Source organism: Oerskovia douganii, assembly GCF_015142735.1.
GTDB classification, from domain to species: domain Bacteria; phylum Actinomycetota; class Actinomycetes; order Actinomycetales; family Cellulomonadaceae; genus Oerskovia; species Oerskovia douganii.
Genome location: NZ_JACSPN010000013.1, coordinates 75,821 through 95,508 on the forward strand (window position 1 = coordinate 75,821; position 19,688 = coordinate 95,508).

The window sequence follows — 19,688 nt, forward strand, 5'->3', positions numbered from 1 at the left end:
CTGCGGGAGCTGCCTGCTCAGACGCGCGCGGGCACCTGTCCCGGCTCGGCGCCCTTGACGATCGGGACGCGGACCGCGTTGCCCCACTCGGTCCACGAGCCGTCGTAGTTGCGGACCTTGTCGAAGCCGAGCAGGTACGTCAGCGCGAACCACGTGTGGCTCGACCGCTCGCCGATGCGGCAGTACGTGATGACGTCGTCGTCGGTCGACAGGCCCAGGCCGCCCTCCTGGTAGATCGCCTCGAGCTCCTCGCGTGACTTGTAGGTGCCGTCGCCTGCGACCGCGGTCGCCCACGGGACGTTGCGCGCCGTGGGGATGTGACCGCCGCGCAGCACGCCCTCCTCGGGGTAGTCCGGGATGTGCAGGCGCTCGCCCGTGAACTCCTGCGGGGAACGGATGTCGACCAGCGGGCCGTTGCCCAGGTGCGCGAGGACGTCCTCCTTGAAGGCGCGGATCGTCTCGTCGTCGCGCTCGACCACGGGGTACTCGACGGGCTCGGGTGCGGGCACGTCGGTCGTGGTCTCGCGGCCCTCGGCGATCCACTTGCCGCGCCCGCCGTCGAGGAGGCGGACGTCCTCGTGGCCGAACAGCGTGAAGACCCACGCCGAGTAGGCGGCCCACCAGTTGTTCTTGTCGCCGTACAGGACGACCGTGGTGTCGCGCGAGATGCCCTTGGAGCCCAGGAGCTGGGCGAAGCCCTTGCCGTCGAGGTAGTCGCGCAGGTCCGGGTCGTTGAGGTCCGTGTGCCAGTCGACCTTGACCGCGCCCGGGATGTGCCCGGTCTCGTAGAGCAGCACGTCCTCGTCGGACTCGACCACGACGACGTCCTCGTCGTGCAGGTGCTCGGCGAGCCAGCCGGTGGAGACGAGGCGGTCCGGGTGGGCGTACGCGGCGATCTTCTCGGTCGTGTCGAGGGGTGCGGGCATGGGGTCCTCCTGAGGGCTCACGGGCTGGCAGGGCGCGCGGTGGTGCGGGCCGGACGGCGCGGGGAAGCGGTGAGTGCCGCGCGGTCGGTACCGCTCGGGCACATTCGCCACTCTAGGAACGCCGTCCACGGACCGGAACCCCCGTCGCACATGGTGAGACGGTGTTACCGGCCGCGAGGCGGTAGCGGCCCTCGGTCCGACGGGACGGACGTCAGTCCCGTGCGATCGGTGCGGTCACCGCGCCCGTGAGGGAGACCAGGTCCGCCGGCGCCAGGCCCACGTCGAGCCCGCGACGCCCGCCCGAGACGTACATCGCGTCGAACGCGAGCGCCGACTCGTCGATCACGGTGCGCAGCCGCTGGCGCTGGCCCAGCGGCGAGATGCCGCCCACGACGTACCCGGTCGCGCGCTCGGCCGCGGCCTGCTCGGCCATGGCCGCCTTCTTGCCACCCACCGCCTGGGCGAGGGCCTTGAGGTCGAGCTTGCGGTCCACGGGCACGACGCCCACGACGAGCGCCCCGTCGACCGAGGCCACCAGGGTCTTGAACACCTGCTCGGCGGGGATGCCGATGGCCGCGGCGGCCTCCAGCCCGTAGCTCAGGCCGGAGGTCGGGTCGTGCTCGTAGGGGTGCACCGTGTGCGGGACGCCGGCCTTCTCGAGCGCGACGAGCGCGGGGGTGCCGGCGTGGGGCGACTTCTGCTTCTTGGCCACAGGACGATTCTGCCCTCTCGTCAGACGTTCACGTCGACGAGAGAACCGATCCCGTACGTGACGGCCATGGCGATCGCGCCGCCCAGGACGGTGCGGATCGTGGCGCGCCGGGTCGGCGCCTGACCGAGCCGCGCGCTGCCCCACCCGGTCAGGACGAGCGCGAGGACCACCGCGACGAACGTGACGGGGATCCGGGCCGCCGTCGGGGCGAGCAGGATCGCCGCCATGGGCAGCAGCCCGCCCACCGTGAACGACACGATCGAGGCGACCGCGGCCTCCCACGGGGACGTCAGGTCGTCGGGGTCGATCCGGAGCTCGGCGTCGGCGTGGGCCGCGAGCGGGTCGTGCGCCGTGAGCTGGGCGGCGACCTCGTGCGCGAGCTCGGGGGTCAGGCCCTTGGCCTCGTAGATCCCGGCGAGCTCGACCAGCTCCTCGTCGGGGAGCGTCGCGAGCTCGTGGCGCTCCTTGGCGAGCATGGCCTCCTCGGTGTCGCGCTGCGTGCTCACCGAGACGTACTCGCCCGCGGCCATCGACAGCGCGCCTGCGAGCAGCGCCGCGGCCCCTGCGGTCGCGATCACGGGGATCGAGGTGCTGGTGGCGGCGACGCCCACGACGACCCCCGCGGTCGACACGATCCCGTCGTTCGCGCCCAGCACCCCGGCACGCAACCGGTTGAGCCGGGCCCCGGTGCCCTCGCTGCGGTGCTGCTCGCCCTCGTGCGGAGTCGTCTGCGGTCCCGGTGTGCTCATGAGGCCACCGTAGGACGGGTGAGCGTGCCTGTCGTGGCGGGTCGAGATGTGCCACGGCGGATCTCGCTCTCCGAGCACCCAGGCCTGTGACCTGCACCTCAGCCTCGCCGGGACCTTTGGCACTGGCAGGCACCCGGCCACCTTGAGACGCTCGGGGTGGTAGAGGTGACCACCGCAGGGGATGCGTCAGGGGCGCATCAGGAGCAGGGAGAACGCACATGAGCATCGACGACCCCCGGATCGAACGGATCCTCACGGCTGCGTCCAGGGCCCCCAGCGTGCACAACACCCAGCCCTGGTCGGTGCGCGTGCACGGCACCACGCTCGACGTGCGCGCCGACGACTCCCGCAGGCTGACCCACGCCGACCCCGCGGGGCGCGAGATGCTCATCAGCTGCGGGGCGTTCCTCGCGAACCTCCGCGTCGCGGCGCGCAGGGAGTCGTTCCGTCCGGTGCTGACGCTGCTGCCGGACGCCGGCGACCCCGCGCTGGTCGCGCGCGTCGACCTGGTGCCCGGCGTCCTGCCCGACGCCGACGAGCTGGATCTCGCGGTCGCGATCGAGCGGCGCTCGACGTCCCGCGTGCCGTTCGAGGACCAGCCGCTCGACGTCGACGTCGTCGAGGCGCTCGACGCGGCCGCAGCCTCGGAGGGGGCGCGCCTGGTGAGCCTCGCACCGCAGGCCCCGGTGCGCGGTGAGCTGCTGGACCTCGTCCAGCGGGCCGAGGCCGAGGCAGGGAAGGACCACACGGGCCGGGTCGAGCAGGCGCGCTGGGTCACCAACGACCCGGACCGTCCCGACGGGATCCCCGTCGCCGCGCTGGGACCCGCGAGCGACGACGCGCTGGCCCCCGTGCGTCACTTCGGTGGGGACACGACGAGCAACCGGGCCGCGTTCGAGCACCGGTCGACGCTCGCGGTCCTCACGACCCCGGGCGACACCGTGCGTGACTGGCTCGTGGCCGGGCAGGCCCTCGAACGGGTCCTGCTGACCGCGACGACGTACTTCGTGCACGCGTCGTTCGCGACGACGGTCCTGGAGAACCCGGCGACGCGGGCGGAGCTCGCCGCAGCGCTCGACGCGGGCGCCCCGCAGATGGTGATGCGCCTGGGCTACAGCACGACGTCCCCTCGCACGCCGCGTCGTCCGGCGAGCGACGTTGCCCGGTAGACCGCACGCGGCGCCGTCCGGCAGACCCGAGACGGGTGCTCGCGCGCGAGACGGGCTGCCGGGTCGCCGGCCCAGGGGCCCGTCTCGCGCCGGAGCACCCGTCTCGCGCTAGATCGTCCCGACCGCCACGACGCGCAGCACCACGGCCCCGGCCTCGTCGCTCGCCGCGAGGTCGACGACGGCGCTGATCGCCCAGTCGTGGTCGCCGGCCGGGTCGTCGAGCACCTGGCGGACGAACCACGTGCCGGGCTCGACGCGCTCGCCGTCGGGACGCACGCCGTTCTCGACGATCTGCACCAGCGCTGACGAGCGGGCCGCGGCGTCCACGCCGATCGCGTCGTTGCCGTGCAGCTCGAACATCGGGTCGAGGGCGTCGGCCCACGCGTCGCCGTCCCAGCCGCTCGCCTTGTCGAGGGCTTCGAGCGCGTCGTAGTTCTCGCGCGACGCGAGCTCGACCCGGCGGAACAGGGCGTTGCGGACCAGGACGCGGAACGAGCGCGGGTTGCCCGTCACGGGCCGGGCCGGGGCCTCGGCCCCCGTGCCGGACAGCGGGCCGTCCCCGACCTCGTCGTCCGCGTCGTCGTCGACCGGGTTGGCCAGGCGCTCCCACTCGTCGAGCAGCGACGAGTCGGTGCCGCGCACCAGCTCGCCGAGCCACTCGGTGATGTCCTGGACCTCCTCGGTACGGTGCTCCTCGGAGACGGTCTGGCGCATCGAGCGGTACGCGTCCGCGAGGTAGCGCAGCACGACGCCCTCGGTGCGGTCCAGGCCGTACACCGACACGAACTCGGCGAACGTCATGGCCCGCTCGATCATGTCCCGCACGACCGACTTGGGCGAGAGCTCGGCGTCCGAGACCCACGGGTTCGAGTGCTTGTACGTCACGAACGCGGGCTCGAGGAGGTCCGCGAGGGGCTTGGGCCACGTGATGGTCTCGAGCAGCGCCATGCGCTCCTCGTACTCGTACCCCTCGGCCTTCATGGCTGCGACGGCCTCGCCCCGTGCGCGGTGCTGCTGCGCGACGAGCACCTGGCGCGGGTCGGACAGCGTGGCCTCCAGGACCGAGACGACGTCGAGCGCGTGCGTGGGGGACTCGACGTCGAGCAGGTCGAGGGCCGCGAGGGCGAACGGCGACAACGGCTGGTTGAGCGCGAACTCGCGCGGCAGGTCCACCGTGAGGCGCACCGTGGGGCGCTGCCCGCTCGGGTACGTCGGGTCGGGGACGCGTACGCGCTCGACGATGCCCGCGACGCGCAGCGAGCGGTAGATGCGGAAGACCTGGCGGACGTGACGCTCGCGCTGGGCCTCGGTGTCGTGGTTGGCCGTGAGCAGGTGCTTCATCGCCTGGACTGGATCGACCCCGCGGTCGCCGCGCGCGAGCACGTTGAGCACCATGGCGTGGTTGACCGTGAAGTGGCTGGTCAGAGGCTCGGGGTCGGCGTCGCGCAGGCGCTCGAACGTCGCGTCGGTCCAGTTGACCGCCCCCGCCGGGGCCTTCTTGCGGACGATCTTCTTGAGCTTCTTGGGGTCGTCGCCCGCCTTGGCGAGCAGCTTGCGGTTCTCGATCACGTGCTCGGGGGCCATGACGAGGACCTCGCCGAGCGTGTCGTAGCCCGCGCGACCCGCACGGCCCGCGATCTGGTGGAACTCACGCGCCGTGAGGTGACGCATGCGCTCGCCGTCGAACTTCACGAGGCTCGTCATGAGGACCGTGCGGATGGGCACGTTGATGCCCACGCCCAGGGTGTCGGTGCCGCACACGACCTTGAGCAGCCCGGCCTGGGTCAGGCGTTCGACCACGCGCCGGTACTTGGGCAGCATGCCCGCGTGGTGCACGCCCACGCCGTGGCGCAGGAACTTGCTGAGCGTCCTGCCGAACCCCGACGTGAAGCGGAAGTCGCCCAGCTCGGCCGCGATCGCGTCCTTCTCGGAACGGCTCGCGACGTTGATGCTCAGCAGCGCCTGGGCGCGGTCGACCGCGTCCTTCTGCGTGAAGTGCACGACGTACACCGGCGCCCGGTGCGTCGTCACGAGCTCCTCGATGACCTCGCCCAGCGGCTCGACGACGTAGCTGAACGTCAGGGGCACGGGGCGCTCGGCGCTCGTGACCTCCGCGACGGGGCGGCTCGTGCGGGTCTCGAGGTCCTCGGTGAACGTCGAGGTGTCGCCCAGCGTCGCGGACATGAGGACGAACTGCGCCTGGGGCAGCTCGAGGAGCGGGACCTGCCAGGCCCAGCCGCGCTGCGGGTCCGCGTAGTAGTGGAACTCGTCCATGACGACCTGCGCGACGTCCGCGTCGGCGCCGTCGCGCAGCGCGATGTTCGCGAGGATCTCGGCGGTGCAGCAGATGATCGGCGCGGTCGGGTTGACCGACGAGTCGCCGGTCATCATGCCCACGTTCGCGGACCCGAACACCGCGACGAGCGCGAAGAACTTCTCGCTCACGAGCGCCTTGAGCGGGGCCGTGTAGTAGCTGCGGCCGGGCACTCCCGCCCGGTGCGCGGCGAGGGCCGCGTAGTGCGCGCCGACCGCCACGAGCGACTTGCCCGAGCCCGTGGGCGTCGCCAGGATGACGTGCGCGCCCGAGAAGATCTCGATGACCGCCTCGTCCTGGTGGGCGTAGAGGTCGATCCCCGTCTCGGTGGCCCACTCGGTGAACCCTTCGTAGAGGGCGTCGGGGTCCGGGGTGCCCGAGCCGTCCGGTGCCGGCAGGTGACGAACCAGGCCGGGCTCGGGACGGGTCGTGGGGGTCGTGGTGCTCATCGTGGCCATTGTCGCAGAGGCGTCGTCCGCCGAGGTCGCCCGCCGGCCCCGCCGCCGCGCGCCCGCGCCGCGCACCTGGGAACCTGGGCGCATGGCGACCGACCGGCGCGAGGACGCTCCCCGCTTCCATCCCGAGACCGTGGCCGGGTGGCGTGCGTGGCTCGCCGAGCACCACGACGACGAGGTACCCGGGGTCTGGGTCGTGCAGTGGCGCCGGGCCAGCGGCCGGGCGCCCATCGACTACGACGCCCTCATCGAGGAGGCGTTGAGCTTCGGCTGGATCGACGGGACGGTCCGGACGATCGACGACGACCGCTCGATGATGTGGCTGACCCGGCGTCGGCCCGGCAGCCGGTGGACGCGGCTGAGCAAGGAGCGGGTCGCCCGCGCGGAGGCCGACGGCAGGATGACCGACGCGGGGCGGGCGGTCGTCGAGGCCGCGAAGGTCGACGGGTCCTGGACGAGGTACGACGACGCCGAGGCGCTCGTCGTCCCCGACGACCTGGCCGCGGCGCTCGCGGCGGCACCACCCGCCCGGGAGCACTGGGACGGTTTTCCGCCAGGGGTTCGTCGGCTGATCCTGGGATGGGTCGCGGACGCCAGGCGCCCGCAGACCCGGGCTGCGCGGATCGCCGAGACGGCCGACAAGGCCCGGCGAGGCGAACGAGCCCACGAGCAGCCGCGCTGAGCGCCCGTCGCGACACGACCACCGCCAGCGGCTAGCGTCCGTCGGGACGGCAGCACCGCCGTCGGGCTGAAGGAGTGAACGCATGGAGGTCCTGCAGGAGGCCCTGATCGACCCGTTGAGCAACGCCCTGTACTCGTACGTCCTGGTCTACGTGCTGATCGGCGCGGGCATCTACTTCACGGTCCGCACGCGCGCGGTCCAGGTGCGGCTGTTCGGGCTCATGTTCCGGCTCGTGGGCGGGTCGACGGGCGCGGCCGAGGGCGGCATCTCGTCGTTCCAGGCGTTCTGCGTGGGCCTCGCGTCGCGCGTGGGCACGGGGAACATCGCGGGCGTCGCGATCGCGCTGACGCTCGGCGGGCCGGGCGCGATCTTCTGGATGTGGTGCGTCGCGCTCATCGGCATGGCCACGGCGTTCGTCGAGGCGACCCTGGGGCAGGTCTTCAAGGTCCGGGCCGACGACGGCTCCTACCGCGGCGGCCCCGCGTACTACATCCAGCGCGGCCTGGGCTCTCGTCGGTGGGGGATCGTGTTCGCGATCCTGCTGATCTTCGCGTTCGGCTTCGCGTTCAACATGGTCCAGGCGAACACGATCAGCGAGGCCCTCGACAAGGGGCACGCGGTCTCGCCCGGCTGGACGGCGGTCTTCCTCATGGTCCTGGCCGCGCCCGTGCTGTTCGGCGGGGTCAAGCGCGTCGCGAAGGTCGCGGGGATCGTGCTGCCGGTCATGGCGGGGGTCTACGTGCTGCTCGCGGCGACGATCATCCTCCTGAACCTGGGCGCGCTCCCGGGCGTGATCGGGCAGATCGTCGAGGGGGCGTTCGGGCTCGACCAGGCCGTCGCGGGCACGGCGGGCGGGATCCTCGCCGCGCTGCTCAACGGGGTCAAGCGCGGCCTGTTCTCGAACGAGGCGGGCATGGGCAGCGCCCCGAACGCGGCCGCGACGGCGACTGTCTCGCACCCCGCCAAGCAGGGCCTGATCCAGTCGCTCGGGGTGTTCGTCGACACGATCGTGGTGTGCTCGGCGACGGCCTTCATCATCCTCATGGCGGGCCCGGAGGTCTTCGACCCGGGGACGACGACCGACGCGGCCGGGGCCTCGCTCACGCAGGAGGCCGTCGCGGCCCAGCTCGGGTCGTGGACCGTGTGGCCCATGACGATCCTGGTGTTCGTCTTCGCGTTCTCCTCGGTGCTGGGCAACTACTCGTACGCCGAGGTCAACCTGACGTTCCTGGGGATCCGCGCCAAGGCGCTCACCGCGCTGCGGACCCTCGTGCTGGCCGCGATCGGCATCGGGTCCCTCATCGAGCTCGAGGCCGTGTGGGCCGTCGCGGACGTCGCGATGGCGCTCATGGCGCTCGTCAACCTGGTGGCGATCACGCTGCTCGGCCGGTGGGCGTTCGGTGCGCTCAAGGACTTCGAGCGCCTGCGCAAGGACGGGAGCGACGCCCGGTTCGTCGGGATCGGGAACCCGGACCTGCCCGGGGACGTGCCGGGCGACGTGTGGGCGCCGGTTCAGCAGGGCTCGAAGACGTAGCCCTGGTCGCGCGGCGTGGTGAGGTCTCGGTCGCGGCCCACGACCGACGCCCCGCGGGCGCACGCCGCGGCGAGGCGGTCCGCGAGGGCGGGCTCGTCGTCGTACTCGATCTCCAGGACGCGCGTGCCGTACGCCGCGGCGTAGTCGCCGCACTCGACGTGGACCGCGCAGTCCTCGGTGACGACGAAGTCGAACCCGAGCGCCGGCCCGCGCTCGCCGAGCTCGACCGTGTTCTTCTGACCGATCGCGAGGCCCCGCGCGTGGGCCTGCTCGATCAGGAGCGTGGCGAGCGCGAGGTTGTCGCCCTGCGTGAGCGCTCCGTCGGAGCGGGTGAACGAGTCCAGGTTGTCGGCCTCGACCGCGTCGAAGCCCGCATCCGCGCACGCGTCCACCTGGGCTCCGACGATCTGCGCGATCGCGTGGCGAGAGGCGTCGGTCGAGGTGTCGAGGAGCAGCTCGTCGGGCCAGCCGGGGTCGGCGACGGGAGCGCCGGCGTCGTCCCGCAGGACGAGGTCCGGGTGGTCGCGCAGCCAGGTCTCGCGCTCGCCGGGCTGGGTCTGGAAGCCGTTGACGTAGCAGACGTCGTAGCCTGCGCCCGCGGGGGAGTCGGTGACGTCGCGCACGACGACCGTGACGCCGTCGGGCGGCGGGTACGCCCCGCCGAGCTGGTAGTCGAGCCCGGCCCCGGCGGGCGGGGGAGCGGGCGTCGTGCCGCCCTGCCCGACGGCGTCGCTCACCGACGTCGTCGGCTCACGGTCGCTCGGGGCAGCAGGGGCCGGGCCGGCGGCGCACCCGGCGGCGAGGACGAGGACCAGGGCCGGCCCGACGAGCGACGCGGGAACGGACGAGCGGAGGGGGAGCGGGGGCACGGTTCCATGCTCGCACCCGTGCCGGGCCGCGAGGGTCGACCGGCCGGAGGGGTCAGCCCAGGTCCCACAGCAGCCGGTAGTACGCGATCCGCTCGGGGTCCGGCTCGACCCCGTAGGCCTCGTAGACGATCCCGTCGTAGCCGGGCCCGTAGTTCCACCCGGTGCTCCAGGCGGCGACGGCGAGGTCGGCCCAGCGGTCGGCGACCCCGAGCGACCCGAGGTCGACGTGCGCGGCGAACGAGCCGTCGGCGTGCAGGAGCGTGTTGGGTGCGCACGCGTCGCCGTGGCACACGACGAGCCGGTCCACGGGCGGCGCGACGTCGAGCCGCGCGCGGGCCTCGGTGACCGTGAGCGCGGCGTGCTCGGGGAACCACTCGGTGGGCCCCTCGCCGTCGGCGATGCGCTCGTCGGCGCGGGCGGTGCGCTCCTCGATGCCCCACGTGAACGGGCAGTCCTCGACGGGCAGGGCATCGTGCAGGACGCGCAGCCCGTGGCCGATCGAGGCGGCGGCCGTGGCGGGTTCCGCGACCCAGCGCGGGTCGACGGCCGAGGCGGCGTCGATCGCCTCGGTCACGAGCCAGGCACCGGCCTCGTCCCGCCCGGCGTCGAGCACGCGGGGCACGGCCGTGAACCGCGATGCCCACGCCAGGCGCTCGGCCTCGGCGAGCAGGTCGATCTCCGGGGTCCCGGCCGCGACCCACTTGACGTACCGGTCCGTGCCCCAGCGGAACGTGAGGCCGCCGAGGTCGTTCCGCCAGACCGGGACCAGGTCGCCGCCTCCCGAGGCGTCGACGAGCGACCGGACGGCGGGCGGCACGGGCACGGGGCGGGTGGGGATCATGGCGAGGGGCGGTCGCGACATGCCCCGATCCTGCCAGGTGCGAGCGACGGACCGAGGGCGCGAGACAGGTGGGTGCGTCCGAGACGGGTGGTCCGGGCGGCGTCCTGAGCACCCGTCTCGCGCCGGGCCACCCGTCTCGCGCCGGGCCACCCGGTCTCGGTCAGCCCAGCAGGCGCTCGCAGACCTCGAGCATCCGGGCTCGCAGCGAGGCCGAGCGCTCGGCGAACCCGCGCTGCAGCCGCACGTACTCGGCCTTGCCCTCGGGCGTCTCGATCGCGACGGGGGCGACGCCGTACGCCGACACGTCGTAGGGGCTGGCCCGCATGTCGACCCAGCGGATGTCGCGTGCGAGCTCGAACGCGTCGAGCACCATGTCGCCCGGCGCCGCGGGCGACAGCTTGGTCGCCCACTTGTAGAGGTCCATGTTGGCGTGCAGGCAACCCGGCTGCTCGAGCGCGGGCTGGGTCTCCCGGGTGGGCTGCAACCGGTTGAGGCTCACGGCCTCGGGGGTGAAGAAGCGGAACGCGTCGAAGTGCGAGCACCGCACGGGGTGCGACGCCACGACCTCGTCGGTGCCCTGGGCGCCGAGCCGCAGGGGCAGGGGGTGGCGGTGGTCGCGTCCCTGGGCGTGGTCGCGGTAGACCATGGCCCACTCGTGCAGCCCGAAGCACCCGAGCGTCGCCGGTCGGGACGCGGTGGCCGCGAGGAGGTCGCGGGCGTAGCGCACGGTCTCACCCCGGTCGGCGAGGAACGCGTCGACGTCGAGGCTCACGCCTCCGGTCGTGCTCGTCCTGTGCCACCGCCAGATGGCGCGCTCGGCGAGGAGGGGCGCGACGTCGTCGGGCGGGAGGCCACCGGACGTGAGCGTCACGCTCGCGCCGGGGTGCCAGCGGCGGAGCTGGGCGGGGCGCGTGGGGTAGTAGGTGAAGAGGAAGTCCTCGACCGCGTGCTTCTCGCCGCGCTCCTTGCGCTCGCGCCGGCCTGCGGTCAGGGCGTCGGCCCGGGAGGCGTGGGCCTGGGCGAGCGGGAGCCACGTGGCGGCGTCGAGCACCTCCTGCCCGACGGCGTCGCGCGCCTCGGGCGCACTCGTCGGGTGGGGAGCGGGGAGGGTGGGCATGGTTCCAGGGTAGGTGCCGCCGGGGGAGGGCTGGCCCGGCCCGGTCCGGGGGCCGGTGCGCATTCACCCGTTCCACCCCCTCTACGTCATCTACACATATGGAACACTTGTGCCGGACTGTGCGCAGGGCATGCCCGCGCCACGTCCTCCCCCGCACACCACGGCGTCGCCGTGCCGTGCACGACCATGAGGCAGAGCTGACGAATGACCTTCCCCCCTCCCGGACCCGCCGAGCAGACCCCCCAGGCGTACAGCCACCCCGGGGTGCCGCAGCAGGCGCCCCACCCGCAGCCCGGGCAGCCCGGCGCATGGGGACCGGAGCAGGGCGGCTACCTGCCGCCGAACGGGCCCGTCCCGCCCAAGAAGACCAACGTGCTCGCGATCACGGGCTTCGTCCTCGCGATCGTCGGCCTCCTGCTGTGCCTGATCCCCTTCATCAACCTCTTCGCAGCCGTGCTGGCGCTGGCGGGGCTCGTGCTCGGCATCGTCGGCCTGGTCAAGGCCCGGACGCTCGGGAACGGCAAGGGCCTGTCGATCGCCGCGATCATCGTCGCGGTCGTCGCGGGCCTCGGCGTGATCATCTCCCAGGTCGTGTTCGTCGCGGCCCTCGACGGGCTCTCGAAGGAGCTCGACTCGATCGCGGTCGAGAGCGGGGTCTCCGAGGACCTGGTCCCGGAGGACCCGGCCGACGGCACCTCGGCCGTGGAGGACCCGGCCGCGGACGCCTCGTCCCCGGCCCTGGTCTTCGGTGACATCGCGGAGTTCGAGGACGGCCTCGAGGTCGGCGCGGGCGCCCCGGCAGCCTTCACGCCGAGCGACACCGCCGCGGGCGTCGAGGGGTTCACGCAGTTCGTGCGCATCGACGTCACCCTCACGAACGGTACCGAGGAGGCGTTCGACCCGGCCCTGACCTACGTCACGCTCTCGTCCGCCGGCACGGAGGGCTCCCGGGTCTTCGACTCCGGCAACGGGATCGACGGCGGACCCAGCACGTCGCTCCTCCCCGGCCAGGCCGTGACCTTCCCCGTGGTCTTCGGCGTCACGGACCCCGCGGACCTGACGCTCGAGGTCAGCCCCGGGGCGTGGGAGTACTCGTCGGTCATCTTCTCGACCGTCGGCTGACGCCGCTCCCGGCGAGCCGGGGGCCGGCGACCCCGCGATCCGCGACGGCGGGGCCTACGTGCGCGTGGGCTCCGCCTCGGGTCCCGGGGACGACTCGGTGGGCACCTGCTGCCACGGCCAGCGGCCCGTGATCTCCAGCTCGAGCGAGAAGCTCAGGAACGTCCGGATCAGGACGATCGCGGCGAGCACCCCGACGCTCTCGAGCGTCGGGGTGACGGCCACGGTACGGATGATGTCCGCCGCGACCAGGAGCTCGAGCCCGAGCAGGATCGACCGGCCGAGCCGACGCCGGAACAGGCGGTACACGTTGCCCTCGCGGCGCCGGCTCATCGACAGGAACGTCGCGTACAGGGCCCCGACGACGATCGCGGCGACCCCCGCGGCGTCGACCACCTTGCCGACGACCTCGACCACCTCGGCGAACGTCATGAGCCGAGCGTAGGACGGAACGCCCGTCCCGGCCGGTCGGGGCGGGCGGCCCTACTCCGTCGCGTCCAGGAACTCCTTCGCGAGACGTTGGGGGGCACGCGCGAGCCACGCGTCCTCCAGCAGCTCCTCGAGCTCGGGGACCGCGACGCGGTCCAGCCGGGCGAGGACGATCGGGTAGCCCGCGAAGTGGGCCGTCGTGAAGAACGTGCCGGGCTCGTCGCCCACGAGCGCGAGCTTCTCGCCCTCGTCCGCGACGTAGAGTCCCAGGGGAGCGCTGTCGGGTGCTGCCGCGCCCAGCTCGTCCAGGTCCCGACGGCGCAGCGGCCGCTCCCACGCGAAGTTCCGTCCGTGCACCGACCACTCGCGCGGGCGGCGCTCCTCGGTGTCCGGGAGGACCGACGCGATCCGTCCGACGTCGTCCCAGGTTGCCATGTCCTGACGCTACGCCCGACCGTGCGACCTGTCAGGGCGAGGCCCGCCCGGTCGGGTCAGAGCGGCGCCCTCTGCGCGGCGTCGTCCTTGCCCGTCGCACCCGGCGCGAAGATCTCGATGAGCACCACGAGCGTCTGGTCGATCCGCTCGACCTGACGCAGGACCACGTCCTCGGCGCGCGCGGGCGGTCCGGTCGGGTCGTACTCGCTGTCGAAGTCGAGGTCCTCCTCGACCGTGCGAGGGAGCCGACCGGCCAGCGCGTCGTGCAGCGCCGAGATGTTCTCGCTCGTCGTGCGACGCAGGCGTGCCCAGTCCTCCGACGACAGGTCCGTGCCTGCCTCGAGCATGCGCGTGGCAGCACGGGCCAGGTGGCGCGTGTAGTAGGTCAACGACCAGACCGCGGTGAGCTGGCCCTCGATGCCCCCCACCTCCAGGGCGCCCGGCGTGCGGCGCAGGGGGGCGGCGGTCGCGTTGACCTGCCGCACGTCCTTGTTGATCACCAGCAGGCGCTTCTCGAGGGCCTTCTTCGAGATCTTGGTCCCGCCCTCGAGCTCGCGCAGACTGGCGACGACCACGATCTCGATGTCCTGCAGGAGCTTCATGATGTCCTTGTCGAGCTTGGTCCGCGTGTGCGTGGGGAGCACGAGCCAGGCGACGAGCAGGGCGACGGCGGCTCCGAACAAGGTCTCGAGCACCCTGATCTCGAGAGCGAGCGTGGTCAGGCGACCGAGGAACTCGTAGAGCAGCGCGAAGAGCATGGTCGTCCAGAAGTTCGACACCGCGGGCGACACCGGCCGGTAGTACGTGGAGGCGAACACGGCGACGGCGAGCAGCGGCACGATCACGGCCGGGTCTGCGCCCGTCCAGATCGCGACCGCGAACCCGACCGCCGCGCCCACCACCGTTCCCGCGACGCGCTGGGCGCCCTTGACGAAGGTCTCCCCGTCGCTGCCGCCCAGGACCTGGTACGCGGCGAGCGTGGCCCAGTACTGGTGGGTCGTGGACACGGCCTCCCCGAGACCGAGCGCGGCCCCGGTCGCGACGCCGGCCTGGATCGCCCGCCTGGTCACGGGTGACATCGGCTTCCTGCCGCCCGACGCCTTCTCGGGCGCGGGGAGCAGCTCGTCCAGCCCGGCGTCGTCCGTCTCGGCGTCGTCGGGGTCGACCAGGGCGAGCGGGGGCGCGTCCGGGTCGAGGCTCGCGACCTCGGCCGTGCGCAGGACGTCCGCCGCGCGGTACAGCTCGTTGGCCGACTGGTAGAGCAGCCGGGCGGCCTGCGGCCAGTCGGCGGGGGCGCGGTCGTCCTGCCACGGGGCGAGGTGCGGGGGCGGTGCGCTCGGGGTCGAGCCGTCGAGGGGGCGGGTGTTCCTGGTCGTCGCGACCTTCGTCCCGGCGCTCAAGCGACCCTGAGCGTCGTCCCTGGCAGGACCCGGACGGGCCGACGGCGGCGCTCCCCGAGGAGGGGAGCGCCGCCGTCGGGCGCGGTCCGTGAGGGCCCGACGGCGGAGCCCGACCTCGGGAGGCCGGGCTCCCCGCGGGGCGGGCTCAGAGCGAGGCGCCCCAGCGGTAGCCCACGTAGGCCAGCGCGACGCACACCACGAGGATCCCGATCGAGTAGGCGAACGCCGTCCCGTAGCGCTTCTGCTTGATGAGCTGGACGGTCTCGTAGCTCGCCGTGCTGAACGTCGTGTAGCCGCCCAGGAACCCCGTGCCGATGATCGCGCTGACGTCGCTCGAGGCGATCTTGCTCACGACCAGGCCGGTGAGGAAGCCCAGCACGAGCGAGCCCGACATGTTGATGATCGCGGTGGGCCAGGGGAAGGCCGTCCTGACCTTGGAGCGGATGAGACCGTCGACCACGAACCGCACGCCGGCACCCAGGCCGCCCGCGACGGCCAGCAGGACGAAGACCCCCGGCGTCATCGGACGGTCCTGCGGTCCACGCGCCGCGAGCGCGCGTCGTACCGGGCCGCCACGACGATGCCCGCGAGGGTCGCGCCCGCGCCGACGAGCACCGTCGTGAGCGCGTACGCGACGCCCAGCCCCGCGCGGGACGAGTCGAGCAGCAGGGCGACGTCGGTCGCGAGCGTGCTGTACGTCGTGAAGCCGCCGCAGAAGCCCGTCCCGAGCAGGAGGCGCAGCCGCGGACCGCGCGGGTCGTCGGGCAGGCGGCGCAGGACCACCTCCGTCAGGCACCCCAGCACGAAGGCCCCCACGACGTTGACCACCAGGATCGCGACGGGCACCTCATGAAGGTCGGGGATCGCGAGGACGACCCCCTCGCGCGCTGCCGCACCGAACGCCCCTCCGAGCACGACGAGCCCGATCGACGACCAGCGCAGATAGCCGGGCCGGGCGCCCCGGCCGGTCACCCGACCCCCTGCCCGTGCCTGTCCGTCGCCCGCACGGGCACGACGACCACGGGCCGCACCTGGCGGTGGGCCAGGTGCACGGCGACCGAACGGTTGAACAGCTCCTGCACGCCCCGGGCGAGCCCGTGGCGGTGCGCGCCGACCACGACCATCGCCGCGTCGAGCGTGTCCGCGAGACGTCCCAGCGCGTCGGCCGTGTCGCCGACCAGGAGCCGGGTGCTCCACCGGACGCCGGTCGGGCCGAGGACCGCGGCGAGGTGCTCCACGAGCGCAGGCTCCAGGTCCTGCTCGCGCTCGTCGTCGTAGTCCGGGTCGATCGAGGCCGAGACCACGCTCCCGTCCGGGCGCTCCGAGACGGCGAAACGGCCGGCGACCACGTGGGCGCAGACCAGCTCGCCGCCGAACCGACCGGCGAAGCGTGCGGCCTCGACCAGGACGACGTCCGGCTGGCCGGGACTCACCCCGACGACGACAGGGGGCCCGGCAGGCGGCACGGCCGTCAGCGGGACCGGCCGGTCGGCCGGTCGGGTCTCCGGCCGGTCCTCGTCCCGCGTGTCCGCTGCCATCCTCCGAGCCTAGGGCAGGGGGCGCTCAGAACGGCGCGACCTTGCGAGCAGGCGGGAAGATCGCGTCCAGGGCGGAGAGGTCGTCGGCGCTCGGCACCCAGGCCCCGGCCGCGGCGTTCTGCCGGACCTGCTCGGGGCGCGTGGCGCCCGCGATGACGCTCGACACCTGCGGCTGGGCCAGCAGCCACCCGAACGCGACCTCGACCTCGGTCACGCCGCGCTCGCGCGCGAAAGTGTGGAGCGCCGTGAGCGCCTGCCAGGGCGCGGAGTCGAGCAGGTGCGGCTTGGAGTGGACCAGGCGGCCGTCGCCCGGCCCCGTGCCGTCGGCGTACTTGCCCGTGAGCAGGCCGTTCGCGAGCGGGAAGAACGGCAGCACGCCCAGCCCGTAGGCCTTCGCCGCGGGCAGGACCTCGAGCTCGGCCTCGCGGTCGATGAGGTTGTACTGGTTCTGCGCCGACACGAAGCGGACCGTGCCGGTCAGGCGGGCCTGGTACTCGGCGTCGGCGATCTGCCAGCCCGCCCGGTTCGAGTGGCCGACGTAGCGGACCTTGCCCGCACGGACCAGGTCGTCGAGCGCGGAGAGCGTCTCCTCGACGGGCGTGCGCCTGTCCGGGGTGTGGAACTGGTACAGGTCGATCCAGTCGGTGCCGAGACGCCGCAGCGACGCCTCGACCGCCTTGACGACGTACCGACGCGAACCCCGCGCCCGGAAGTCCTTGCCGTTGGCCCCGTGCATGGGCATGCCGAACTTCGTGGCGACCACGACGTCGTCGCGCCGGCCGCCCAGCGCCTTGCCGAGCAGCTCCTCGCTCAGGCCCGGCCGGGCGCCGTACACGTCCGCGACGTCGAAGAACGTGATGCCCGCGTCCAGCGCGGCGTCGATCAGCGCGCGCGACCCGTCGAGGGACTCGGTCGCGGTGCGCGGGCGTCCCAGGTTGTTGCAGCCCAGACCGATCGCGGACACCGCGAGGCCGGACGAGCCCAGGCGTCGGACCTCGGGGCGGGCAGGGACGTCGGGTGAAGAAGTCGTCATGCGCCCGACTGTACGTCGCCCCCCGGGGTGGGTGGCGCCGTCGGGCCGACGTCTCGCCTGGTGGGACCCGGTGCGGGGGCCGAGGGGATCGACGCCGCGCGCCCCGCGACCCCGCCCACGAACCGCTCGAGCGGGCCCCGACCGAGCGACCACCGCCACGCCGTCGCGAGCACCAGGCTCGCGACCACGAGGAGCAGCAGCTCGCCGTTCCCCGCGTCCGCCATGAGCTGGTCCTGCCACGCCCAGATCGCGACGACCTGCAGGCAGTAGACCGTGAGCGCCATCGAACCCACGGCTGCGAGCGGGGCCAGGACCCGCAGGAGCGGACGACGGTCGCCCACCAGCAGGCACAGCCCCAGGACCGCGAGCGCGAAGGCTCCCGACCCCACGACCTCGAGCGTCGTGTCGGTGTGCGGGCCCGCGAGCCACAGGTACTCCGACGTCGGCAGGGGCGTCGTCCACGGCAGCGGCTCGGGCTGGAACACGCCCGACGCGTCGAGCGCCCGCTGCTCGATCTCGGCCGCGCGCCCCGACCCCGCGAGGACCTGGGTCAGCGTCGTTCCCGTGAAGAGAGCCGAGAGCAGGTACGCCCCGAGCGCCGTGGCCGCCCCACCCCCGAGCAGCCGCTCCTGCAGGCGCCGGGAGCCCAGGTCGAGCCGCCCCACGCCCAGCCCCACGAGGACGTAGGCCATCCAGACGAGCGCGGGGTAGTGGCCCGTGAGGAGGAAGTCCGTGAGGGCCCCCGAGCCGTCCACGGGCAGCGTGAGGTCCGCCCGCAGCAGGATCTCCGGCAGCCGGTACACCAGGACGGGTCCCACGACCGCGATCACGAGCGCGAGCCCGAACAGCCGCCGCGGCTCCCACCGCAGGAACGGCAGCGCGAGCACGAAGTACGCCGCGTAGAAGCCCAGGATGAGCGCGACCGGCGTCCCGAGCAGGTCCAGCAGGCCCGCGATCGCGAGGAGCAGCACGGCCCGCACCAGGATGCGCGTGCGCGCCTGGAGCGCCGGGACCCCCGACAGCGGGCTGCGTCGTCCCGAGACCAGCGCGAGGGAGACCCCCGCGACCACCGCGAACAGGACGGACGAGCGCCCGTGCACCAGCGAGAGCCACCCGTCGCCGGTCGAGAAGTCGTCCGACGTCACGCCCACGTGCGCCGCGAACATCCCCAGGACCGCGAGGCCGCGCGCCAGGTCGACGCCCGGCACCCGGTCCCCGGCGGGCAGCAGCAGGGCCGCGTGACGTCGCCAGAACCCGCCCGACGACGTCACGCGGGCAGGGCGGGCAGGGTCGGCCTGGGCGGTGGTCACGCAGCGATTGTCCCGGGTGGCACGGCCCCCGCACGGCGCGGCGCGCGAGCGACCGCGAACCGCACCCCGACCGTTCGCCGCCCATGATGTGAGAACGGGGCTGTGGTCAGGGTGGAAGCGTTCTACCGTGCAAGCATGACCCACACCCCCACGCCGGACCAGGACGTCACCGCCGACGCCTCGCCCGACGCCCATGCACCCGACGCCCCCACCGGGGCACTGGGAAGCACCCCGAGCATGGAGTCCGAGTCGTACACCCACGGGCACCACGAGTCGGTGCTGCGTTCGCACCGGTGGCGCACCGCGGAGAACTCCGCCGGCTTCCTCCTGCCCCACCTGCGCGCCGACCACCAGGTCCTCGACGTCGGCTGCGGACCCGCGACCCTCACCGTCGACCTCGCCCGCCACGTGCCCGACGGCACCGTGATCGGGGTCGACGCCTCGGCCGCCGTGCTCGACAGCGCGCGCGAGCTCGCAGCAGGCTCCGGGCTCGGCAACGTCTCGTTCCAGCAGGCCAACGCCTACGAGCTGCCCTTCCCCGACGACACGTTCGACGTCGTCTTCGCCCACCAGCTCCTCCAGCACCTGTCCGACCCGCTGGCCGCCCTGCGCGAGATGAAGCGCGTCGCCAAGCCCGGCGGCATCGTCGCGGTGCGCGACGCCGACTACGCCGCCATGACCTGGTACCCCGAGTACCCCGGGCTCACCGAGTGGAACGAGCTCTACCACGAGGTCACGCACGCCTACGGCTACCAGGCCGACGCGGGACGCCGCCTGCTCGCCTGGGTCCAGGAGGCCGGGTTCGACCCCGCCCAGATCGTGCCGTCCGCCGGGGTCTGGTGCTACTCGACCCCCGCCGACCGCGCCTGGTGGGGCGGCCTGTGGGCCGAGCGCTGCATCGCGTCCAACTTCGCCGTCCAGGCCAAGGAGTCGGCGCTCGCGGACGACGTCGCCCTCGAACAGCTCGCGCAGGAGTGGCTGCGCTGGGCCGAGGAGCCCGCGGGCTGGTTCGCCGTCCTCAACGGCGAGGTGCTCGCGCGGGCCTAGCGCCGTCGT

Annotated in this window: 20 protein-coding genes; 5 read left to right on the plus strand and 15 right to left on the minus strand. The window is 73.4% G+C overall.

The features are described from left to right. Positions 1-17: 17 nt before the first annotated feature. The 3 genes from H9623_RS11140 to H9623_RS11150 all read right to left on the minus strand — a co-directional run bounded on the left by H9623_RS11140 (position 18) and on the right by H9623_RS11150 (position 2,387). On the minus strand, positions 18-926 hold the full coding sequence (locus H9623_RS11140) for a sulfurtransferase (RefSeq protein WP_193720103.1): 909 nt from the start codon (positions 924-926) through the stop codon (positions 18-20). A gap of 211 nt (positions 927-1,137) precedes the next feature. Continuing rightward, on the minus strand, positions 1,138-1,638 hold the full coding sequence (gene ybaK / locus H9623_RS11145) for a Cys-tRNA(Pro) deacylase (RefSeq protein ID WP_193720104.1): 501 nt from the start codon (positions 1,636-1,638) through the stop codon (positions 1,138-1,140). 20 nt (positions 1,639-1,658) lie between these two features. Beyond that, positions 1,659-2,387, minus strand: a complete 729-nt coding sequence (locus H9623_RS11150; protein ID WP_193720105.1) for a VIT1/CCC1 transporter family protein — start codon at positions 2,385-2,387, stop codon at positions 1,659-1,661. Between the two features lie 218 nt (positions 2,388-2,605). On the opposite strand from H9623_RS11150, the gene H9623_RS11155 reads away from it, so the two are divergent. Further along, on the plus strand, positions 2,606-3,556 hold the full coding sequence (locus tag H9623_RS11155) for an Acg family FMN-binding oxidoreductase (RefSeq protein WP_193720106.1): 951 nt from the start codon (positions 2,606-2,608) through the stop codon (positions 3,554-3,556). A gap of 108 nt (positions 3,557-3,664) precedes the next feature. Here the strand turns inward: H9623_RS11155 and H9623_RS11160 are convergent, their stop codons facing one another. Further along, complete coding sequence (locus H9623_RS11160) at positions 3,665-6,319, minus strand: DEAD/DEAH box helicase (RefSeq protein ID WP_193720107.1); 2,655 nt, start codon at positions 6,317-6,319, stop codon at positions 3,665-3,667. A gap of 1 nt (position 6,320) precedes the next feature. Here H9623_RS11160 and H9623_RS11165 point away from each other — a divergent pair, with 1 nt between their 5' ends. Further along, positions 6,321-7,007, plus strand: a complete 687-nt coding sequence (locus H9623_RS11165) for a YdeI/OmpD-associated family protein (protein WP_321575405.1) — start codon at positions 6,321-6,323, stop codon at positions 7,005-7,007. An 82-nt stretch (positions 7,008-7,089) separates the two neighbouring features. Continuing rightward, positions 7,090-8,541: an alanine/glycine:cation symporter family protein gene (locus H9623_RS11170; RefSeq protein WP_193720109.1), complete on the plus strand. Its 1,452-nt coding sequence runs from the start codon at positions 7,090-7,092 to the stop codon at positions 8,539-8,541. Here H9623_RS11170 and H9623_RS11175 read toward each other — a convergent pair. The 3 genes from H9623_RS11175 to H9623_RS11185 form a co-directional block, all read right to left on the minus strand. After that, positions 8,520-9,410, minus strand: coding sequence for an endo alpha-1,4 polygalactosaminidase (locus H9623_RS11175; RefSeq protein ID WP_321575406.1), 891 nt, complete (start codon positions 9,408-9,410; stop codon positions 8,520-8,522). The two genes, H9623_RS11170 and H9623_RS11175, sit on opposite strands and share 22 nt — an antisense overlap. 52 nt (positions 9,411-9,462) lie before the next feature. Continuing rightward, positions 9,463-10,272 carry an aminoglycoside 3'-phosphotransferase gene (locus H9623_RS11180; RefSeq protein WP_193720110.1) on the minus strand — a complete coding sequence of 270 codons (810 nt, stop codon included), beginning with the start codon at positions 10,270-10,272 and terminating at the stop codon, positions 9,463-9,465. Positions 10,273-10,411: 139 nt separating this feature from the next. Beyond that, positions 10,412-11,368, minus strand: coding sequence for a 3-methyladenine DNA glycosylase (locus H9623_RS11185; RefSeq protein WP_227748527.1), 957 nt, complete (start codon positions 11,366-11,368; stop codon positions 10,412-10,414). 204 nt (positions 11,369-11,572) lie between these two features. Here H9623_RS11185 and H9623_RS11190 point away from each other — a divergent pair, with 204 nt between their 5' ends. Further along, positions 11,573-12,490, plus strand: coding sequence for a hypothetical protein (locus H9623_RS11190; protein WP_193720111.1), 918 nt, complete (start codon positions 11,573-11,575; stop codon positions 12,488-12,490). Positions 12,491-12,544: 54 nt separating this feature from the next. On the opposite strand, the gene H9623_RS11195 is transcribed toward H9623_RS11190, so the two are convergent. From H9623_RS11195 to H9623_RS11230, 8 genes are all read right to left on the minus strand, one after another. Further along, positions 12,545-12,919 (minus strand): DUF1622 domain-containing protein, encoded by a 375-nt coding sequence (locus H9623_RS11195; RefSeq protein ID WP_193720112.1) that lies wholly within the window; start codon positions 12,917-12,919, stop codon positions 12,545-12,547. Positions 12,920-12,970: 51 nt separating this feature from the next. Then, complete coding sequence (locus H9623_RS11200) at positions 12,971-13,351, minus strand: MmcQ/YjbR family DNA-binding protein (protein WP_193720113.1); 381 nt, start codon at positions 13,349-13,351, stop codon at positions 12,971-12,973. A gap of 56 nt (positions 13,352-13,407) precedes the next feature. Next, the gene (locus H9623_RS11205; RefSeq protein ID WP_193720114.1) at positions 13,408-14,751 is read right to left on the minus strand and encodes an FUSC family protein; all 1,344 of its coding nucleotides are present in this window, start codon (positions 14,749-14,751) and stop codon (positions 13,408-13,410) included. Positions 14,752-14,896: 145 nt separating this feature from the next. Continuing rightward, complete coding sequence (gene crcB, locus H9623_RS11210) at positions 14,897-15,274, minus strand: fluoride efflux transporter CrcB (RefSeq protein ID WP_193720115.1); 378 nt, start codon at positions 15,272-15,274, stop codon at positions 14,897-14,899. Then, the gene (locus H9623_RS11215) at positions 15,271-15,723 is read right to left on the minus strand and encodes a fluoride efflux transporter FluC (protein ID WP_191803215.1); all 453 of its coding nucleotides are present in this window, start codon (positions 15,721-15,723) and stop codon (positions 15,271-15,273) included. The genes crcB and H9623_RS11215 overlap by 4 nt, the downstream gene beginning before the upstream one ends. After that, positions 15,720-16,289 (minus strand): universal stress protein, encoded by a 570-nt coding sequence (locus H9623_RS11220; protein ID WP_191803213.1) that lies wholly within the window; start codon positions 16,287-16,289, stop codon positions 15,720-15,722. The genes H9623_RS11215 and H9623_RS11220 overlap by 4 nt, the downstream gene beginning before the upstream one ends. A 25-nt stretch (positions 16,290-16,314) precedes the next feature. Then, positions 16,315-17,322 carry an aldo/keto reductase gene (locus tag H9623_RS11225; protein ID WP_193720116.1) on the minus strand — a complete coding sequence of 336 codons (1,008 nt, stop codon included), beginning with the start codon at positions 17,320-17,322 and terminating at the stop codon, positions 16,315-16,317. Continuing rightward, positions 17,319-18,632 (minus strand): heparan-alpha-glucosaminide N-acetyltransferase domain-containing protein, encoded by a 1,314-nt coding sequence (locus tag H9623_RS11230; protein WP_321575407.1) that lies wholly within the window; start codon positions 18,630-18,632, stop codon positions 17,319-17,321. The genes H9623_RS11225 and H9623_RS11230 overlap by 4 nt, the downstream gene beginning before the upstream one ends. 237 nt (positions 18,633-18,869) lie before the next feature. Between H9623_RS11230 and H9623_RS11235 the strand changes: the two genes are divergently transcribed. Further along, positions 18,870-19,679 carry a methyltransferase domain-containing protein gene (locus tag H9623_RS11235; RefSeq protein WP_407671900.1) on the plus strand — a complete coding sequence of 270 codons (810 nt, stop codon included), beginning with the start codon at positions 18,870-18,872 and terminating at the stop codon, positions 19,677-19,679. Positions 19,680-19,688: the final 9 nt, after the last annotated feature.

Bases quoted from the DNA above. Each gene is read 5' to 3' on its own strand.
- H9623_RS11180 (WP_193720110.1), bottom strand. From the start codon at position 10,272: ATGTCGCGACCGCCCCTCGCCATGATCCCCACCCGCCCCGTGCCCGTG.
- H9623_RS11235 (WP_407671900.1), top strand. From the start codon at position 18,870: ATGGAGTCCGAGTCGTACACCCACGGGCACCACGAGTCGGTGCTGCGT.
- H9623_RS11195 (WP_193720112.1), bottom strand. From the start codon at position 12,919: ATGACGTTCGCCGAGGTGGTCGAGGTCGTCGGCAAGGTGGTCGACGCC.
- H9623_RS11190 (WP_193720111.1), top strand. From the start codon at position 11,573: ATGACCTTCCCCCCTCCCGGACCCGCCGAGCAGACCCCCCAGGCGTAC.
- H9623_RS11140 (WP_193720103.1), bottom strand. From the start codon at position 926: ATGCCCGCACCCCTCGACACGACCGAGAAGATCGCCGCGTACGCCCAC.
- crcB (WP_193720115.1), bottom strand. From the start codon at position 15,274: ATGACGCCGGGGGTCTTCGTCCTGCTGGCCGTCGCGGGCGGCCTGGGT.
- H9623_RS11155 (WP_193720106.1), top strand. From the start codon at position 2,606: ATGAGCATCGACGACCCCCGGATCGAACGGATCCTCACGGCTGCGTCC.
- H9623_RS11220 (WP_191803213.1), bottom strand. From the start codon at position 16,289: ATGGCAGCGGACACGCGGGACGAGGACCGGCCGGAGACCCGACCGGCC.
- H9623_RS11170 (WP_193720109.1), top strand. From the start codon at position 7,090: ATGGAGGTCCTGCAGGAGGCCCTGATCGACCCGTTGAGCAACGCCCTG.
- H9623_RS11150 (WP_193720105.1), bottom strand. From the start codon at position 2,387: ATGAGCACACCGGGACCGCAGACGACTCCGCACGAGGGCGAGCAGCAC.
- H9623_RS11200 (WP_193720113.1), bottom strand. From the start codon at position 13,351: ATGGCAACCTGGGACGACGTCGGACGGATCGCGTCGGTCCTCCCGGAC.
- H9623_RS11185 (WP_227748527.1), bottom strand. From the start codon at position 11,368: ATGCCCACCCTCCCCGCTCCCCACCCGACGAGTGCGCCCGAGGCGCGC.
- H9623_RS11160 (WP_193720107.1), bottom strand. From the start codon at position 6,319: ATGAGCACCACGACCCCCACGACCCGTCCCGAGCCCGGCCTGGTTCGT.
- H9623_RS11225 (WP_193720116.1), bottom strand. From the start codon at position 17,322: ATGACGACTTCTTCACCCGACGTCCCTGCCCGCCCCGAGGTCCGACGC.